The sequence below is a fragment of the Paenibacillus sp. FSL W7-1332 genome (assembly GCF_037969785.1).
Classification (GTDB): Bacteria; Bacillota; Bacilli; order Paenibacillales; family Paenibacillaceae; genus Paenibacillus_AQ.
Map to the genome: position 1 here is coordinate 4272577 of NZ_CP150209.1, position 19233 is coordinate 4291809.

The window sequence follows — 19233 nt, forward strand, 5'->3', positions numbered from 1 at the left end:
TTCGCTGAAAACGGACGGTATACAGGCTTTATTACGGCTTTCCGGCTTCCAAGCTGTTTCGGTATTCTTGGGGCGTCACGGAATAATACTTTTTGAATACCCGAATAAAATAGTTCGGGTTGTGGTATCCCAGCTTCAGAGCAATTTCGAAGTTCTTCAAAGAGTGATCGGCCAGCAGCTCGGCCGCTTGCTCCATTTTCAGCCGGAGCACATAATCACTCACGTTGGATCCGGTCTCCATTTTAAAGAGGCGGGAGACGTGAACCGGATGCATATACATATGGTCCGCGATGGCTTGCAGGGAAATATCCTGAGACAGATGATCCCGTATGAACCGTTTCATCCGGGACACGGCAGCGCTCCGGTCGCTGCGCGTTGCCTGTTCTGCGCTCGACTCCAGTAGAGGAAGAACTTGGCCCACCCATTTGCCGAGCGTGGCCGCAGTCGTGCATTTCGAGAGTCCCGTTACGTCCGCAAGGGATGCTCCGACGATATCGGCCAGACTGCGTCCATTCTTGTGCGCATACGCGCTAAGCGAGGAATATATATAGAAAAAGGCTTCGATAACATGCTCCTGCGATTGGCTGTGCGCGAGCGACAATTCCTTCAGGATCTGCTCAAACTTTTCTTGGATCTGCAGCCAACTGCCGGATTCCAGCAGATGAGGGAGCAGCGGGGGCTCATAACACTTTTGCAGGGAACGGACCGGATGAAGCTCCTCCTCATCCTCCGCGTAAACGAACATATCACTGTGGCTGCCGATATGGCGGCGCAAAGCGAAAAGACTGTCCTGGTACAGCTTTCGGACATCTTCCGGAAAGAAACCTCGTTTTCCTATCAGGACGGAGATCGTTCCTTTCAGGTAACGGCTGACGTTCATCTGTAACTGCGCCGCGAGATGCTTGAGTTCATTTTCCTGTGCATGCCCATGGGGGTGCATCCTGTCCGCCGATTCATCGCTTACAAAAACAAAAAAGACGAGATATCCGTGTATGTCCCTGCATCGCCACAACCGAAACCGTTCCCCGAAGATCTCGTCCGCCATGTTACCGATCGCGTACTCCATGATGGAGGAGTCATAAGGACTCATTTCCGTCAAGCGGTCCTCCATCCGTACGAGCATCAAGGCCGCTTGATTGCCGATGGCGGATTTCATTTCAAGCAGCTCCAGTTTTTCGGCCCAAACGTTCTTCGGTGATTTCATGCCTTGAAGCAGCTGATTCAGAAATTCGCCTCGAATTTGAGGCAGATTAGCTCGAAAAGCCTGAACCGCACGGTTGTAAGTTTCGCTGGACTCACGCTCCTGCCGCAGCGATTCCACAGCTCCGCCTACTTTTTCAAGCACGACTTCGTCGCTGACGGGTTTAAGCAGGTATTCGTAAGTGCCAAGCGTTATAGCTTCTTTCGCGTAAGCAAACTCGGCATAACCGGACAGCAGGATCGTTTTGATCTTCTTCCATCTCGATCTCGTGATCTCGATAAGCTCGAGCCCGTTCATCCGTGGCATCGTGATGTCGGAAATCATAATGTCGACCGGCTGCGTCTGCAGTATTTCCAGCGCTTCGAAAGCGGAGTATGCCTTGCGCACCTCATCAATCCCGATTGTCTGCCAAGGTATCGTATGCGCCAGCCCCTCTACTACGCTTGCTTCATCATCAACAATCAGCAATGTATACAACATCATCCCCCCCTTGCCCTACTTGGATCTTCCCAGCATAATTCTACGCGAAGCCCTCCTGACGGCGATTCCGAGAAGGTCAAACCCGCATGTTTGCCGTACCGGGTGATCAGTCTCTGATGAATGTTCCACAGACCGAATCCCCCGCTTTCGTTCAAAGGCTCCTCGACCTGCCGCTTCAGCTTGTCGATGATGCCAACGTCCATGCCCTGGCCGTTGTTGTCAATTCTGATTCTGCATCGACTCCCTTCGGTTTCTCCGGAAATATGAATCATCGCAAAATCCAATTGATCCTCAACGCCATGAATGACGGCATTCTCCACGATAGGCTGGAGCAATAAACGCGGAATCTCCAGCTGCATCATGCTTTCGGGAACCTCGATCTCGAAGGTTAGGCGCTGAAGTCGCAGCATCTGAATCGTTAAATAATTGTCCACCAGCTTCACTTCCTCTTCAAGCGGCGCGGTCGGATTTTCCAGTCGAGTCGTGTACCGGTAATACTCCCCCAAGTTCAGAGCCATGGCTACGACAGCTTCCTTCTCACCGAGATTTGCCATGTTCTTGATGTAAAACAGGCAGTTATACAGGAAGTGAGGGTTAATTTGCGATTGGAGCTGCTTAAGCGTGGCTGCCTTGGATCGCAAAGACTCTTTGTATACCCGTTCGATGAGCTCCTCGATCTGCTCCGCCATATTATTGAAGGAATGGAACAGATACATGAATTCGTTCTTCGGCACATCCTTCAGACGCGTCATATATTGACCGTCCCTGATCCTTCTTACCGCATGAAGCAGGCGGGAAATCGGACGCTGAACATTGCGGTACAACAACAATGTCAGCAGTAAGACGAGAACAAGCAGGAGCGATACGGAAATGTAAAAGAGGGTGCTGCTTAAAGTGATCGGAGAATAAACGCTGTCCAGTCGGACGAAATCCACCAGATACCAGCCCAAACTGCTGGACAAGACATAATTCATTACATATTTGCCCTGCCCGGATTGCACGATTCGGCTGCCCTCTTCCCCAAGCTGCATCTCGTTCAGGATGCCGGCCGCCATTTGTATCGTCTCCTCGACCGATGTACTGTTGGCAATAACAGTTCCGTCAGGTGCATACAGGAAGGGCTCGCTGTCCCCATCCTGTTTCAACCGATTCAGCATATTGACCAGATTCTGGTCGGTGAAACGGACCTCCACGATCAGATCCTGTGAAGAAGCGGACGTTCTCATCCAGCTGAAAAAAGCTTGTCCTCGCGAATCCCGATGATAAGACCAGTTCTGCTCATGGGCATGAGCCAAGTATTCGGCATCATACCTTGCCGAAAAGTCGGTAGTCAGCAATTCTTGATACTGCATTACGTACATTAGGATTTGGCTGTCCCAGCTGCTCGTTGCAATCTGCATATTCAACATATCCGTGATCCGCTGCTGGCTGTCGATTCGTTCCATGAGAGTGCTTCGTGAGCGCTCCGCCAGATAACTCTTGATCCCGTCATCATTGCTCGCAATCACCGAATATTTGGTTAGCTGATCGATCATGTTGTCCATCTGACTCATGAAAAACGTCAGTCGGTTCCGCTGGCCCTCCTCCACAGCCGAACGAACGACGTTGATGCTGACCTGATGGGAGTAGGCATACAGCAAAATAATCGGAATAACCAAGACCGCCAGCAGTGTTGTTAGCTTCGCAAACGTACTTGTTCTTAACCGCTTCATCAAAAAACATACCCCCGTGTCAGAGCGATTCGCTCTACTTCTCGCTGTCGATAAGTTCTTGCAATTGAACGTTTGCCGACTCCGCAGCAACCCCAACATCTTCGCCGATGAGTCCCTTCACTACGATGCTGCCGATAATGTCCCGTGCTTCCTTCACGTGAATGACTTTTGGACGATCATAGCTCATTCCGATCGGGATGGATTCATTGATCACCGGAATCAGCTCCTCCGGAAAACCGGAGATGCCTTCCTTGTCATGCCACAGCGAGCTCCGGGCTCCCGGGTTACCAATCCTCTGGGCTTGCAGCACCATGTCCCGGCCCGAGGCCCACTCGATGAAAGCCCAGGCCGCATCCTTGCGGGCCGATTTCGCATTGATCGCGATGCCCCAAGCGGTAGTGCTGTAGGGCTTGCGGCCGGCATCGCCTGCCGGAAACAGCGCATACCCAATCTTCTCCTTCGCCAGTCCTGATTGCGTGAGCATGGGGTAGATCGCGCTGGCATCGGTGAAAAACGCCGCCTTTCCTTGAGCGAATAACTCCGCGGACTGAGTCCAACTGTAGTTCAGCACATCCGGTGGACCATATTTTCCGAGGAGCCTTACATACCGTTCAATACCCTTGACCGCTTCCTTTGAGTTCAGTACCGCCTGATCCTCATTCGTAAAATTTCCGCCTTCGGAGTATACGAAGGACGAGAGCTGGGTGACGAGAGCGCTTCGCTGCCCTCTTGCAACAAAACCGTAGACGCCACGCTCGGGATCGTGCACCTGCTTGACCGCCCCTTCCAGCTCGTCCAAAGTCTGCGGCACTTCGATTTCTTTTTTCTCCAGCAAATCCTTGCGATAAAATAGAATCTGCTGCTCGGTTGAAAGCGGGACGGCAAGCAGCTTTCCGTTCACCGTTACCGATTCCAGCGCCGTTGACGAAAAATCGGCAAAGTCGTAACGTGGATCCGATTCGGCATACGATTCCAAGGGCGTTAGCCAGCCATTGTTCTCATACAAACTCAGCTCTTCCAAAGGCCGGATCATGAACACGTCGGGACTTTCGCTACCTACGGTCATCTGAACGAACATCTTTTGGCTGAGCTGCTCATTGGTCAACGCTTGAAAATCAACCTTGATGCCCGTCTCCTTCTCGAATTCGGGAAGATGGGCGCGAAGGATATCCGCAACTGGGTTTTTGGCCATATATGCGGTAATCCGCACGTTGTCAAACGGTCGTTCCGATTCGGACATGCTGCTGTCAGCTCCGTTCCTCCCCGCCATGCATCCAGCTGCCGACACCATCATGACGACAATCCATAACACCCTACAGAAACGTCCTGCAGCCTTCATAACTCCCCCTCCTGTTCAGTCGGTCATAAATCGATATTAAAGCGTTTACAATGAAGAAGACACTGAAAAAATTTAACATATGGTACACATATTTAGCATCAAGTATAGTCCTGACTCTCATACGGCTTTTCGGCAGACGAAATACCCCTCTTTATCAAAGACTTTATTTAAACAAAAAAGCCGCTGATCACACTCCAAATCAGCGGCTAAGAAATTTACCTATTCTGCTTCCTCTTCATAAACAACAACGGTCTGACTTTCTGATTCCCACTTGACGGTTGCATTCAATGCCTCACTTATAAAGCGTACGGGTACATACGTATTGCCCTTGGTAACGGTAGCCGGAGCATCCAACGAGACCTTCTTGCCATTAACGGTTGCTGTTTTACTGCCGATGAGGAGTTGAATGCTCACCCCTTCCTTCGTGACGGTGATGGAACGCTTTTCAGGATCCCATATTACCTCTGCTTCCAAAGCCTCGGCAATAGCGCGAAAAGGAACATAGGTATTGCCTTTTTTGACAAAAGGCTCGGTGTCAGAAGCTTCGCCGTTCACATACAGCTGAACCCCATTCTTTTTACCTGCCTTTTTGTTGAGCTTATCCAAGGTTTTGTATAGATCCAGATTTTTAAAATTTGCTTGAATGGCTTCTTCTTGCAAATACACAGCGTCAGTTACGTTACCGTTTGTTTCAAGCATGCCCGCAGCCGCTTCTAACGCCTTGTCCTTTTCAATAATGGCTTCCAGCTGTTGTTGTTGCTCGTCCGTCAGCTTGGCCGCATATTCGGTAAGCAAAATATTCGCTAAAACGGCGCCTGCCGGTTTATCTTCTACGTTTTGAATAGCATTTAGCAAACCTTTGTATCCTTGGTGCCCTTTGTTCTTGGCGTCCGCTTTATCGGTGGAGCTGTCGTTTGTGCTCTCTGTTTCTGAAGGTGCGGAATCATCCACTTGGTCTTCTTCTTTGCTGGTCGTAACCGATGCCTCGACTTCATCGATTTGATGCTCTTCATTTCGAGTTTCTTTTTCTTTAGGTCCTTTTGACGATGCCACGTTACTTGTCTTGCCAGGTGGGGTGTTACCCGGTTTGGCTGAGATCGTGCCTGCGGCGGTCGCAAACATCAGTGCCGCACTGGTGAGCAGGATGACTGTTTTTTTCATGATAATTCCTCCTGAATGATCAAAAATATACGCACCTTCATTATCGGCAGAATAAATAGACTTCAATAGATATACGTTAAATTGAAGATTCGCAGTTAAAATGAAAAAGTCGCCCTGATGGCGACTTTTCTGTACATATATCATTTTGTCATTTGCATTCATATTTATAATAATTTTGTACATGCACTGCCTCAAATCCAACCGACTCATATAATCTCAAAGCATGATCATTTTTCGTTTCGACTTCTAAGTGCACCGTATAACCGGCAGAGCTTTGCTCTTTAACGACTTGGCGAAGCACCTTTCTGCCTATACCTCTGCCCTGATATTCCGGCAAAATGGAGAAACCATAAATCCACGCCTGCCCCTCTTCACGGCTCACCCGAAGTTTTCCAACCGTTTCTTCGTTCACGTCAATCATGAGCATATCCGCATGATCCGCAAAATGGTGGTTTTCCATCGCTCTGGCGTCATCCTCATCCAATCCGAACGCCGTTACGGATAAATGAACGCTCATTTCGAAATCCTCTTCAGTTGCCTGTCTCAGAAGAATATCGTCCGTGTCCTCCAGGGGTGTATGCCGCCATTCCATTTGATGCTCCGAGAATGCATATTCAGCACCTTGTTTATTCAAAAAGAATACTGCCGCATCGGATCCCGCAGGCGCGTTCAGCAAGATTTTCTTGTATCCATTTGATTTTACATATTCCATTGCCAGGTGAAACAACCGCCCAAAATGTCCTTTTCGACGTTCACTTGGCTTTACCATGCCGCATACCTCGACAGTAGAACCAAACGCATACAGACCTAAAAATGCTATAAGTTCGCCATTCTCATTATAATGAAAATAATCGAACGGCTCCGTTTTGCGTTCTCTAAGCATGTCCCAGTTAAGCTTCAGTTGTACATGATCATGAATTTCACACTCTTTTTGCAATTGTTCAATCTCTTGTAGTTGCTGTGTCGTTAACATATTTCCTCCTTTCACCTGTCGCATCAATAAACTCAGTTATATATATTCGAACACTAGCCGGGAGACAACATATTTGTCTGCTGAGTTCTACTTTATCATACTTACATGATGAGGGGGCGTTGACTGACCGCCCACAGAAAAAAGAACTTGTGGCTAAATGCCAACAAGTCCTTCTTTTATTCAACACTCGTTAATTCATGTGCTTTTATTTTACTTCCATGGCTCGCCAAATCACAGTAATTGCTTCTGCACGGCTAGCATGAGATTGGGGTTTCAACATGTTGTTGGGATAACCCTTCATGATTCCATAATCTACTGCAATCATCATCGCTTTCCGTGCCCAAGGTCAATGTGTAATTCGCCGACAGATCCATTGCCATCAGTTGCAGCTGATGCGAGTTCCCAATGGCGGCCGCCCATTCGGAGCGAAGGAATGTTGATAAAACCCGAAATTCGGATTTTTGTCAACAGGTTAAGTGAGCTGTGTTGGCAAAATCGATTAATGTAAAGCGACCATTACAACACCTGATATGAGTTATAGAACATTCTGGGACCAGATTACTTTGTGAAATGATAAAGTTCGGGTGTTTATGGTTCAACTCTTCCTCGGTAAACTCGTTTACCATAAAGTCTGTGATCAAACCGCCATGAGTCACAATAACAATGGTTTCGTATGGATGTTGATGGGACAGCTCTAATAAGCAGGAAGTCAACCGCTCACCGGCTCTTTTTGCGGAATCTCCAACTGGAGGCATATAGTCTCGTTCCTTGGTGCAGCGATTCCACATCTCAACAAACTCCTCAAACGTTTGACCAGGCGAGTCTCCCCAATTCGCACGTTCCCGTAAGCGACTGTCCTCTGATACGGTTATATGAATTGCTTCAGCCACAATCTGAGCGGTCTGCGTTGCTCTATTCAGCGGGCTGCTAATCATTTTATCAATGGACATTTTACTAAAATGTTTTGCCGTTTTACGAGCCTGCTTTATTCCTTTGGGTGAAATGGAAACATCTCCAACTCGCTTTTCTTTCTCAGCATGTCTGACAAGGAAAAACTCTGTGCTCATATCTTCATTCCTTTCATACATCCATCAATTAGATAATCGTTAAATTAAACGAATATCTAATTAGATCTTACATCGTTTTGGATTATATGGAAAGACACAACGCCGCAGTTAACGGATAATAAACAAAAAAAACCGCCAAATTGGCGGCTCGGCCTTGCTGCATGTGTTTTTGTTATTGACTTTGATTTGTTTCGTTTGGCCAGATCTCAGCTGCTTGTTTACGTCCATGCTAACGCATTCTGTGCAGCTTGTTCTCCATCATATTATAGAGTCATGGCGTGTCCATACTTCGCCAGGAACGCTTCCTTCGCTTTGTAATCCTTCATTACGCTGCCAACAAGTCGCCAGAAAGAGCGATCATGATTCATGTGAATGAGATGGCAGAGCTCATGAATGACCACATAGTCAATGACCTCACGGGGCGCCATCGCAAGACGGTAATTGAAGGTGAGATGTTTGGAAGAGCTGCAGCTGCCCCACTTCGTTCGCGACTCCTCAATGGTGAAGGATTTAGGCGAGACTTTCAGCTGCTTCTGATAGATCTTAATCCTCTCCCCGATCACCTTCTTGCAGCTGGCAAAGTAGAACTTCTTCAGCTCATGTTGGAGCGCATCTTCCGTCAGCCCATGGGTCTCAATTAACTCATCAAGCGAATAATATTGGCCAAGATGCAGAAACTTGCCACTCTCTTCGTATGCTTTCACCTTCGGAGCATTTCGAGCGGACTCAATCGCTTGCAGTTGTTTCAAAATTTTATCCCCATACTGCCTTACGGCCTTTATCACGACATCATCACCTGTATGATTCGGCGCCTTCACCGTAACCAGACCTGAAGGATCGATATGGATGGACATCTTTTGGCGGGGGCCGTATTCTACATGACATTCTATTTGTTGTTGTCCTAGTTCAATTTTCATATATTCAGCTTCGTTTCTATAAGGATGTATCTCCATTGTATCAGAATAGAACCGAATCCTCCTCTATTGGGTGGTAGGATTTACGGAAAATTCCGCTGGAGAAAATCGATCTGATCGGATATGATCCGCTCCATTCAAGATATGGGATAGTGTTGCGGTTGGTTTCCGGCCTATGATCAGCTGCTGCCCATCCGTATACCCCTCCTCACGTCCATCGAGCTCTTGTATGAGCACAGAGCGCCAATATCTGATGCGATCTTGACGATCTTCATCCGCAATCGCATTATGCAGTTCTAGCGGATCAAGAACCAGGTCAAAAAATTGCTCCTCACCCGTTTGGGAGAACCAAATGTACTTTTCCTTCCCATCGGTCACCCAGTGATTGGACTGCACCCCTTGTGCATGCTCGCCATGCAGATGATGACGCCAAGTCTGAGTGCTTAGCCCTTCTTCCTTTCCTGCTGAGGCAAGTCTCCAGATGCTCTCTCCTTCGACCGTATCCGGTATAGGCACGCCAGCCGCCTCCAGCATTGAAGGCATAATATCCCGCATTTCCACCACTTGATCCGCCACCATGCCGCGCTGCAAGCCTAATCGGTTGCCCGGATCGTTGACGATGAACGGCACATGGGTGCTTCCTTCATACGGAAGAGACTTCCGGAATAAATGGTGGTCTCCAAGCAGCTCACCATGGTCCGATGTAAACAGAATCACGGTATTCTGCAGCTCGCCATATTCATTCAACGATTGCAAGAAGCGGCCAATTTGGTGATCAAGATGCGTAATGAGGGCGTAATAGGCAGCCATCGCTTTACGCAAGCGGCGTTTCGGTACCAGTCCCCGCCCTGTGATAGGGGAGTACCCTTCCAGATTGGGGTCCTCCGTCTGCGCCCAATCACCAACCGGCGGCTCCGGAATATCGGCATCCTCATACAGATCCAGATACGCCTGCGGGGGATCGAACGGTGGATGGGGCCTGACAAAAGACATCCACAGGAAGAATGGCTTTCCGGGATCCCGGCGACGCAGAAAATCAATAGACTGTGTTACCACCCAATTCGTCGGATGCTGCATTTCTGCCAAATGCCAAGGACGGGCGACGGTCGATGCGTTGCAATCCAGACCGAGATCAAGCATATCCGCGCCGGGCACTCTCTCACGAAGCCATGGCAAATAATCATCGACTTGATCGTAATGCTCCTGCATCGGAATACTATGGTAATTACGGTTGTGATGCAGATAACCGTCGTGGAGCATGACATTGTGGAACCCCATCAGATTTCGTGCGGGGTAGACGTGCATTTTTCCGATACACTGTGTATGATAACCGGCACCGGCCAGTTCCCCCGGCAGCGTTCTCTTGTACTCCCATGGCACACAGTCCTGGTAGCCGACCCGGCCATGTGCCCGCTGTGATTGCCCGGTGAATATGGCTGCCCTTGCAGGCACACAGGTCGGTGTGGCTGAATATGCACGGCTAAACCGCACACCAGTCCTCGCAAGCTCGTCCAGATTAGGCGTCTCGACGACAGGATGACCCGCTATGCTGAGACAATCAAAGCGCATCTGATCGACTGTAATGAGCAAAACATTCGGCCTTCCCAGATTTTGACTCGAATTCATCACTTTTCCCCCTTCAACTACACCCCGCGCTTTCTTGGTTTTGGTCAACTCCACTTTATCGGGACGGCACCCACTGACTAATAACGCATTGCAGTTTCCCATCAACGAGATGATCTATTGAAAGTATTCGTCCGAATTCATTCAATTCCTTTTATTAAATTCCTATGTCCCTGTTGAAGAAATTGTTGATGAGGATCACCTTATAAGTGAAAAAGAGCCGCAATTTTGCGGCTCCTTTCATTTTGATGCTGGCAAACTGCTCCAAAATCCATTGAAACTATCGCATCTTATTGCGGCGTACTGGGGGCGTCCGATTATCTTCATAGTTCGCGGGCTACCCTGCTTAGTTCCTGAGGCACCTCATTAGCATGCATTGCTAGACAAGCTCTCGATCAGATGCATGGCTTACGTTACTATTCTTCAACCCGTGACTCTCGGCTTTGTCGGATCGCAGTTCGGATTCTGTATCTCACCCAGGGCAGCCAACTTGGACAAATAGTAGCACTCTTCACGATACATATGATCTGGCATCAGCGGATTAATCCGGTCCAGCACCTCCCCGCGCAGTTCAAATTCTTCGAGTTCTGCCAAAAAGTGCATGAACACCCTCATTTCCAGATCTATATCAGCGTGGAATTTACGCATAGCAGGAAAATCCTTTAAATGGGTCCTTAAATAACCCGTCATTTCTACCGCCTTTAGATAAAAGCCTTCAAAATCTTTTTGAAACGCCATGCTTTTTGCAATTAACGGCTTTTCAGCAAAATCAAGATCGGCCGCCAGGCTTGCTGCATGACCAAATGCATCCTGGAGCCAAACCATATCATAGTGCAAGGGATGAAACAGAGGTACACCCTTACCTTCTTGTAACGCCTGTAATATCCGCAGGTATTCCTCCAATTCATTTACCATATGATTGACAAAGGAAGGTGTCAGAAGAAAATCAATTTTGCCTGCAAGCTGTCGTTCCAGCAATTTCAGCTTGAACTCGCGCAGTTCATAAGTGGCTTTATAGGCATCCTTCGTCAGTTTCTCGATGAATGTGGAGGCATCGGGTCGCCGCGACTCCCCAAGCAGCATATCAAATCTAGCCATTAAGGACTCTGCTGTAGCGATATCCCCTTTTTCCTTGGGGGAAAGTGCGGTAAAAATAAAACGACAGTGGTCGCCAAGAATCTGTAGCCAAAACCGGTGCTCATACAAGGGATCACTCATTGATCTTGCCCCTCCCAATAGCGTTATTCTCAGAAAATATATGCTGCTGACAGCGGAGTAGAACGCGGAAGGGATAATCAAACCATAATCGCGGCTCGAGCATCATTGACGACAAAATACGGGATTGAACGTTTCAGTCGCTTGTTTCTAGCGCCACTTTACGACTGCATTTCGTTTTCGATCCGTTTCATAAAGTCTTCAGCCGCGCTGTATCCGAGTTGTTTCAGATACCAATTGTTGGCCGCCGCCTCGATCAGACTGGCGACGTCGCGTCCCGGCTGAAGCTGAACCTCGATATGCGGAATTTGAATGCCTAGATACTCTGTAAACTGAGGCACCGCCTCCAACTCGTTGTTTAGGGAATTTTCACGCCAAGGCGACAGCTCAATATCGAGCACGATTCGCGTTTCGTCCTGAAATGCCGTGCGCCCATATTGACGAACCACATTGATCAGACCGATGCTTCGCAGCGCCAGAAACTCGCGGGTCGTCTCATTGTGTGTGCCAAGAAGAGTCGAAGGGCCCAGCTTTTTAAGCACAACTATATCGTCTGCCACAAACCGGTGACCTCGTCTGATCAAGGTGTGAGCTGTCTCGCTTTTGCCAATCCCGGATTTACCCCGAAGCAGGATTCCTATGCCCGATACATTCACACATACCGCATGGATTGACATCTCCGGTGCCAATGTCTTCACCAAATAACTGTCCAACTTGGCGATAAATTCCGTAGTCGTCTCTGTTGTCCGCAATAACGGTATGCCCTCTTGGTTACAGAAAAGGGTCAGATAAGGAATCTCCTGCTGTCCTGACGTGACAATAAAGCACGGCGGATGATATTTGACGATATTCCCGATATGTAACTTGCGTTCTTCTATGGTAAGCGTCAGTAAATAGTTGATTTCCTTGCGACCGAGCACCTGCACGCGCTCCATAGGAAAAAAATCGAAATACCCGACAAACTCCAGCCCCGGCCTGTGCGTCTGTGGACGGGTAATCATACGATCCATGCGATTGGCTCCTGCCAATACTTCCAAATGAAAAATTTCCGTAATACTTTGAACGGTGATCGACTTCATGTTGTTCTCCTCCTGCGATTGCAGTATGTATTCGGATATATTCAACGAACAACAAGTACTTTCCTGCCTATTTGCTTCCATACTATGAGACAGCGTCAATCTTCCCAGATCATCATCGATCAATAGCAGCTACGACTGTCTATATTCATGCGCCGTTAGTGATACATAAAAATACGAAAAGCCGCCTATTTGGCGACTCTTGTGAGTATTCATGTGATCCTTATCGTAGGCTTGCAGGGCATCCATCTACAACAACTCAAAGGTAAGGTCAGGTGTGTCCTCTACCTCTACCTTCACAGGCTCTATGGATTGTCCATCATATCCCATTTCCAGCACGGCAACGATCCGTTCACCATCATGAACACCAAATCGACGGGTGCATGCTCTATCATAAATCCAGTCATTCATCGTCATTCGTACATGGAGCATGCGATCCTGAGCAAGCAGACGGAAATTTTGCATGAGGCAGCTTGCCGCTGCGTAATCCTCTTCTCTTTTATGCGGATCCTGATCTTCCTTAATGACCAATATCAGATACGCCGGAGCCTGATCCTGTAAATTAGATAGCATGTTTGTGTTGTCAGAACCGATAAATATAAACCGCCAAGGTTCCCGCATTCCGTCATTAGGAGCCCATACAGCAACATTCAACAATTCCAAAATATGATTCTCGGAAACGGGTCTAGCGCTATAACTCATCCAATGCCCCCTCCTCCGCTCGTTAATATCGTCCATTTCTTTTCTGCTTGTGTTCGTGCTCTGCCTCTAGGAGCCTTATCGAAATAACCCAGATGAAAAATACCAACCAGTCTCTCATTGGACTGCAGTTTCAACAGATCGAATAATTCCTTGCTTTGCATCATCGGTTCAGTGTCCCACAATGTACCGAGCCGACGTTGCCAGGCAAGAAGCTGAAAATTTTGCATGATCCCGCAGACCGCTGCATAATTCATATCACTTTTCCTTCTGTCCGCATCAGTAGAGGCAATAATAATGAGGTGGCCAGGTATATCGGTGACCCTCTTCCGAACGAAATCCCGAACCTTCTCCGGCAGCCATTTGACCAGCCTGTTCTTCACCAAGGGTTCCAGCATACTGGAAGCCAAACGTTCCTTCGCATCCGCCGTCCCCGCATAAACGCTTCGGAAGGCCACTTCCTCTCTGGAAGGGTAAAGCTGCCGTGCAGCGTAGAGTAAATCTATCACCAGCTCCTGGTCCACGGGGATGGAGTTAAACTTGCGGATGCTTCTTCGTTCTCTGATCGTCTTCATGAAATTCATGTTTTCACTCCCCAGCCATTGCACGCTTGAATCCCCCTCCAACTCTCCTCAAGGATCGCAACAGCGAACATATTCTTAATGATAAAAGTCAGCCAAATCTCCAAATAACCGCTTAATGAAGTCAAGCTCGGAATCGCTATATCTTTCCAAAAACTCGTTCATCCTCTCCTGCTCCTTGATATGGAACTCATCATGGATGGCAAAAAGCCTTTTTCCGGCCGCTGTTAACCGAAAGTACACTTCTTTTTTGTTATCATTGAGCTGGGCTTTGCGCACCCACCCCGCCTTCAATAATTTATTGGTTATCTTCGAGGTGTTCCCTTTGCTTAAGTTCATGGTCTCGGCAATGGAAGTGACATTAATCGGTTCTTGCTCCCCAATACACGCGATCGTATGCAGTTCCGTTATGTTTAAGGTGGATTCTATCTCTATTATTTTCCGGAGTTCTTCGATAAAAGAGCTGCTTAACCGGTTCTCATATTGTTCTTTTTGTTGCAGAAATTGAATGAAATTTTCATGGATAGCGTTTTTTATCATTTTGTTCGTACTCATGATTATGCAAGCTCCTCGACTCATTGTTTTTTTCATTATAACCAAAGTTCGTTTCGCAAGAAACAATATGAGTATACAATAGAAGTTACACCCCGGAAAGAAAAGATATTTTTAGTCATCCAGCCATACTACGCCTCCTTCACTCTGGATTATTGTTTCACGAGAATAAATATAAACCCATAAATTAAGGTTGTATTCAAATGAACTATCCAAATATTCATTCATTGGAAACAATTTAATATTAAGGTTATTTTGATCCGGTGTCAATTCCACCCATTCTCCATAACTGCTTGAAACGCAACCGTATCTTTGCCTGCAGCTCGAGTTTATCCCTTATGCTTCCAATGAAGAAAAAAAGGCAGCTGCGCGGTCGCAGCTGCCTTTTGATTTGCAGAAATGGACTATTTGCTTGTTTTCAACGAGAGCGCAGGTCTCGTTAAGGAATACACGGCGCAAATTAGCGACACCATGACGATTCCTCCGCCTACCCAAGACGTACTCGCTACGGTACCTCCCTGCTCTAACACAAGGCCACCGATAGCAGATCCTAGTGCAATACCGATTTGCAGCGCGGAATTGTTAAAACTCTGCTGGATATCGGACGAGCCCGGATCCACTTGAATCAAATAATTCTGCAGCGGAGGAGCCAGACTCCAGCTTAATGCACCCCATACCATCATCACGACTAAAAATACGCCGATTGAGAATGTAGAGAACGGGAGTAGAAACAGCACCAGCATGAATGACGTAATGATGATTACAATGCTCTTGTTCGAGCCCAGCCGGTCGGCGAGGGCGCCTCCAAACGCCCCACCGCCGACTGCGGATAGTCCGAACAGGAAGTAACAGATGCTGATCCAGTATGGACTCAGCCCAAGCTCCGATTCAAGAAACGGCGTGAAGTATGCATAAATGGTGTAGTGCCCTGCAAGCATGAACAAGGTGGCGAGATGCGCTCCAGCGATTTTCGATTTGCCGAGCGCCTTGAGCTGAACGGATAACGGTGTGATATTTTCAGGCTTGATCCGATCCAGGAACATATAGATCAAGATCATGGAGCCAATCGACAGAATGCCGATACCGAGGAATAATATCCTCCATCCAAAAGCTTCACTGATCAAAATGCCGAGCGGTACGCCAAGCACCAATGACGAGCTGATCCCCATATAAATCACGCCTAATGCTTTCGCCCGATGTGCAGGCTCAACCACCTTGGCGGTAATGGTCAACGATAACACGATAATCAGCGCTGTGCTCATGGCGGTTAATATTCTGGCAGCCATTAACAGCGGAAAACTTGGACTTAGATAAGCCAGCAAGTTACCGATGAAGAAAACGAATAAAGAAATCATATAGAGCCGTTTCCGCTCCACTCTTGCCGTCAGCGCAAGGAGAACCGGTCCAGCTACGGCATAGACCAGGGCGAACACGGTAATGAGCTGACCAGCCGCACCGAGTGAAATATGCAAGTCGTCCGCGATAAGCGGGAGTATTCCGCCAACAATAAGTTCAACCAGCCCGACGGATATCGTTGATATCGCTAGAATTAATACTTTTAGATTCATCTGGAATGGAATCCCCTTTCTTCGATGTCATATTTGCTTATAAACAACAAAAAATCCTGATTACAAAAAATGAGAAACATTTTCTGTAATCAGGATTTTACGGTTCCTGGTAGAGACCCTCAGACCATATTAATGAGGTTATACATGTAAATATGTTTATTCAGTTGCACAACAATCGTTGATTAATTTATCACATCCGTTACGAAATATCAAGATGCCAGGCAGGATTCCAGCAAATCTCCCATAAGTGCCCGTCCGGATCGAGAAAGTGGCCGGAGTAGCCCCCCCAGAATGTGTCTTGTGCCGGCACGGTTACCGTCGCACCCGCCCTGCTGGCTTGCTCCATCACCTCATCCACTTCTTCCTTGCTGCCGACGTTGTGACCGATGGTAAACTCCGAGGAACTCGGAGGAGATAGAGGAACATTCGCCTCAACTGACAGATCCTTGCGATTCCATATCGCCAGTTTCACACCTGCTTGCAAGTCAAAAAATGCTACAGCCCCATGTTCAAATTCCGTACCAATAATCCCTTCGGTCGATAGGCCGAGTCCATCACGGTAAAACTTCAATGACCGCTCCAGGTCATCAACGCCGATTGTAAGAACGGATATACGTGCCTTCATAATCGCATTACCTCCTATGCATCATCATCGTTACCTCTTTTACATTTTCGCCGATGGCTCTATCAAAAGATTGTAAAAAACGGACAACGTGCGCCTACACGGCGAGAGTTCCATCATCGATCACTTCAAAGCCTGTTTTGGTGACATGCCATATAAACGCCTGAAGTTGTTAATAAAATGAGGTTGATCATAGTACCCGTAGCGGGCAGCGATATCAGTAAACCTTGTCGGCTTGGCCTGATGCAATTCCTGCAGCATGTTTTGAAAACGAATAATCTCCGTCATGACCTTCGGGCTGACGCCCAATTCCTTCTGAAATGTTCTTCTTATGTTTCTCTCACTATAATTAAGTTTTTCCGCCATGGCGCGAACCGTAATTCTCCCTTTAGCAGCGTACAGATACTGCATGCTGTTCTCTAGCAGCGGCTCGGAACGGACGTTGCTCCGGCCTAAGACGCCCATTAAGAATCTTTCAACCAATTCCATTCGGTGAGCGGAATCCAGAGCCGCGACCATTTCCTCGTTCAGCTGATTCACTTCCAGCCCCCATGCTTCCTCCAAGAATACAGGACCCTCACGGAAATCGGAAGCTGGATAATGTATGAATGGGCGGACGGTTTCCGCAAAAAAACGAATACCGAACAGTGACTGATCCTGCGTGAGTCTCATGGCTTCGTAAGATGACATCAGTCCGGTAATGAAGCCGGAGGTTGAAGCATCCCGTGCCTTCAGATTAAATATAATATCGACGCAACCGTCAGGAAGAATGCGATGAAGCGGCTGCTGAAGTGACGAAGCTTGATAATCCAAGGTCCAATAACAGGCCACATAAGGTGTTAATGGCGGGCTTGGCAGATATTCTTGATAAGCATAAGAAGAATCCGAAGCAGGCTTCTCTATCGTTGGTGCTTGTATAGGGACATAGTTCCGCAAGTGTGCTCACCCTTATTTACATTGGATATGCAAATGACTCGAACGAACCATTCAATTATAGCAACTAGATTAATGCTCCCTGCTTGTATCAGTAGGTTCATAACATGGCCGTCACGCGTCGTAATGTAAAGCTTCCAATCCAATCCCCCGTTACTCCGCTCCCGTCTTTCATGACAAAGGTTCGGATGCCCTCGGTGCCGGAGACTTACTCCCCTGAATAAACGTTCCTATTCGCAACGCCGCTTCGCGCAGGGCCGCCTCTTCCTGAACTAACGCGATTCGCACGTAGCCTTCTCCTTCGGAGCCGAAAGCATCTCCAGGAATAACCGCAACGCCGGTTTCCAGCAGTAATTCGCGGGCGAAACGGCGTGAGCTCCATTGAAGATCACGAAATGCTTCAGGAAGCCGTGCCCATAGGAACATCGTGGCCTGTGGCTTAGGAACAACCCATCCCGCTTCGGCAAGTGATGCCACGAGGACATCACGCCGTTGTTCATATAGCGAAGCGACACCCTGTTCCTCATCGGCAGATGCCATAGCTTGACGCAGTGCATGGACAGCCGCAATCTGTACAGGCTTGAATACGCCGAAATCAATGTTGCTTTTGTACTCCCGCAGCGCGCTCACTGCTTCCTCATGACCGGCAAGAAAACCGATTCGACACCCTGCCATGTTAAAGCTCTTGGAGAAGGAGTGGAATTCTACAGCGATGTCGATGGCACCGGGGACCTGCAGAATACTCATGGGGCGGTAGCCGTCAAAACCCATTTCAGAATAGGCAAGGTCATGGACGATCAGCACGTCCCATTTTTTCGCCAAACCAACCAACTTTTCAAAAAAAGCAAGATCTGCCCGGACCGCAATCGGATTCCCCGGAAAATTCAGCAGGATGAAGGTCGCTTTCGCCCAAATCTCTTCCGGAATGCTGTCCAGATCCGGCACGAATCCAAACTCCTCCTTCAGTGGAAGATACCATGGTGTTACGCCTGCAATCGCAAGCGCTCCCGCATAAATCGGATACCCCGGATTCGGCACAATGGCCACATCCCCCGGATTACATATGGCCTGAGCCAGATGCGACAGTCCATCCTGGGAGCCCATCAAAGCCAGGATTTCGGTATCCGGATTAACATTTACGCCAAATCGATGCTGCATCCAAGCCGCCGACTGCTCCCGGAACTCCATGGTTCCTCTTGTGCCTGGATATGTATAATTATCTGCTTTCAGCGCTTCTTGGCTCAGCACCCCACGGATATCCTCGGAAGGGCCACGGTCAGGGCTGCCGATGCTTAAGTCGATAATATGTCTTCCTGCTTGAAAAGCCTCTTGTTTCCACTCGCTGACCTCGGCAAATATGGAAGAACCGATCTGCGATAGTTTGTCCGCACGCCATGAGCGTTTGGAAGTTTGATTCGGCAAGATATCCACCCACTCCACTTTTTTTTCCTACATTATAGCATGAAGGTGGAGGAGCATCTCTGTGAAATCCTCATTTCAGGCTTGACTTGAAAAGC

Annotated in this window: 17 protein-coding genes and 1 riboswitch; all 17 genes read right to left on the reverse strand. The window is 48.1% G+C overall.

The annotated features are described in order from the left end of the window. Window positions 1-31: 31 nt before the first annotated feature. Entirely contained in the window at window positions 32-1684 is a 1653-nt protein-coding gene (locus tag MKX98_RS19055) for a response regulator (protein ID WP_339217845.1), read from the reverse strand. After that, the gene (locus MKX98_RS19060) at window positions 1681-3393 is read right to left on the reverse strand and encodes a histidine kinase (protein WP_339217847.1); all 1713 of its coding nucleotides are present in this window, start codon (window positions 3391-3393) and stop codon (window positions 1681-1683) included. Before MKX98_RS19060 ends, MKX98_RS19055 begins: the two co-directional genes overlap by 4 nt. Before the next feature lie 34 nt (window positions 3394-3427). Continuing rightward, window positions 3428-4732: a sugar ABC transporter substrate-binding protein gene (locus MKX98_RS19065; RefSeq protein WP_194543148.1), complete on the reverse strand. Its 1305-nt coding sequence runs from the start codon at window positions 4730-4732 to the stop codon at window positions 3428-3430. A gap of 219 nt (window positions 4733-4951) precedes the next feature. Beyond that, window positions 4952-5893, reverse strand: coding sequence for a copper amine oxidase N-terminal domain-containing protein (locus MKX98_RS19070; protein WP_339217850.1), 942 nt, complete (start codon window positions 5891-5893; stop codon window positions 4952-4954). 148 nt (window positions 5894-6041) lie between these two features. Next, a complete protein-coding gene (locus MKX98_RS19075) occupies window positions 6042-6866 on the reverse strand; it encodes a GNAT family N-acetyltransferase (protein ID WP_339217852.1) in 825 nt (274 codons plus the stop codon). 464 nt (window positions 6867-7330) lie between these two features. Next, window positions 7331-7933 (reverse strand): histidine phosphatase family protein, encoded by a 603-nt coding sequence (locus MKX98_RS19080; RefSeq protein WP_339217853.1) that lies wholly within the window; start codon window positions 7931-7933, stop codon window positions 7331-7333. A gap of 263 nt (window positions 7934-8196) precedes the next feature. Beyond that, entirely contained in the window at window positions 8197-8850 is a 654-nt protein-coding gene (locus tag MKX98_RS19085) for a SprT family zinc-dependent metalloprotease (protein ID WP_339217855.1), read from the reverse strand. Window positions 8851-8913: 63 nt separating this feature from the next. Beyond that, complete coding sequence (locus MKX98_RS19090) at window positions 8914-10473, reverse strand: arylsulfatase (protein WP_220684908.1); 1560 nt, start codon at window positions 10471-10473, stop codon at window positions 8914-8916. Between the two features lie 420 nt (window positions 10474-10893). Continuing rightward, window positions 10894-11688 (reverse strand): DUF2935 domain-containing protein, encoded by a 795-nt coding sequence (locus MKX98_RS19095; RefSeq protein WP_194543156.1) that lies wholly within the window; start codon window positions 11686-11688, stop codon window positions 10894-10896. 158 nt (window positions 11689-11846) lie between these two features. Continuing rightward, entirely contained in the window at window positions 11847-12764 is a 918-nt protein-coding gene (hprK, locus tag MKX98_RS19100; RefSeq protein WP_071218491.1) for an HPr(Ser) kinase/phosphatase, read from the reverse strand. A gap of 246 nt (window positions 12765-13010) precedes the next feature. Further along, window positions 13011-13463, reverse strand: coding sequence for a nitroreductase family protein (locus MKX98_RS19105; protein WP_339217861.1), 453 nt, complete (start codon window positions 13461-13463; stop codon window positions 13011-13013). Further along, window positions 13460-14068 carry a nitroreductase family protein gene (locus MKX98_RS19110; RefSeq protein ID WP_339217863.1) on the reverse strand — a complete coding sequence of 203 codons (609 nt, stop codon included), beginning with the start codon at window positions 14066-14068 and terminating at the stop codon, window positions 13460-13462. The genes MKX98_RS19105 and MKX98_RS19110 overlap by 4 nt, the downstream gene beginning before the upstream one ends. A gap of 51 nt (window positions 14069-14119) precedes the next feature. Continuing rightward, window positions 14120-14596, reverse strand: a complete 477-nt coding sequence (locus MKX98_RS19115; RefSeq protein WP_220684906.1) for a MarR family transcriptional regulator — start codon at window positions 14594-14596, stop codon at window positions 14120-14122. Between the two features lie 401 nt (window positions 14597-14997). Further along, entirely contained in the window at window positions 14998-16161 is a 1164-nt protein-coding gene (locus MKX98_RS19120) for an MFS transporter (protein ID WP_220684905.1), read from the reverse strand. Between the two features lie 66 nt (window positions 16162-16227). Then, a riboswitch (purine riboswitch) is annotated at window positions 16228-16327 on the reverse strand. Between the two features lie 33 nt (window positions 16328-16360). Next, window positions 16361-16786, reverse strand: coding sequence for a VOC family protein (locus MKX98_RS19125; protein WP_194543159.1), 426 nt, complete (start codon window positions 16784-16786; stop codon window positions 16361-16363). A gap of 120 nt (window positions 16787-16906) precedes the next feature. Next, window positions 16907-17719 (reverse strand): helix-turn-helix transcriptional regulator, encoded by an 813-nt coding sequence (locus tag MKX98_RS19130; protein WP_339217869.1) that lies wholly within the window; start codon window positions 17717-17719, stop codon window positions 16907-16909. A gap of 168 nt (window positions 17720-17887) precedes the next feature. Continuing rightward, window positions 17888-19156, reverse strand: coding sequence for an aminotransferase class I/II-fold pyridoxal phosphate-dependent enzyme (locus MKX98_RS19135; protein ID WP_339217871.1), 1269 nt, complete (start codon window positions 19154-19156; stop codon window positions 17888-17890). Between the last annotated feature and the right edge of the window lie 77 nt (window positions 19157-19233).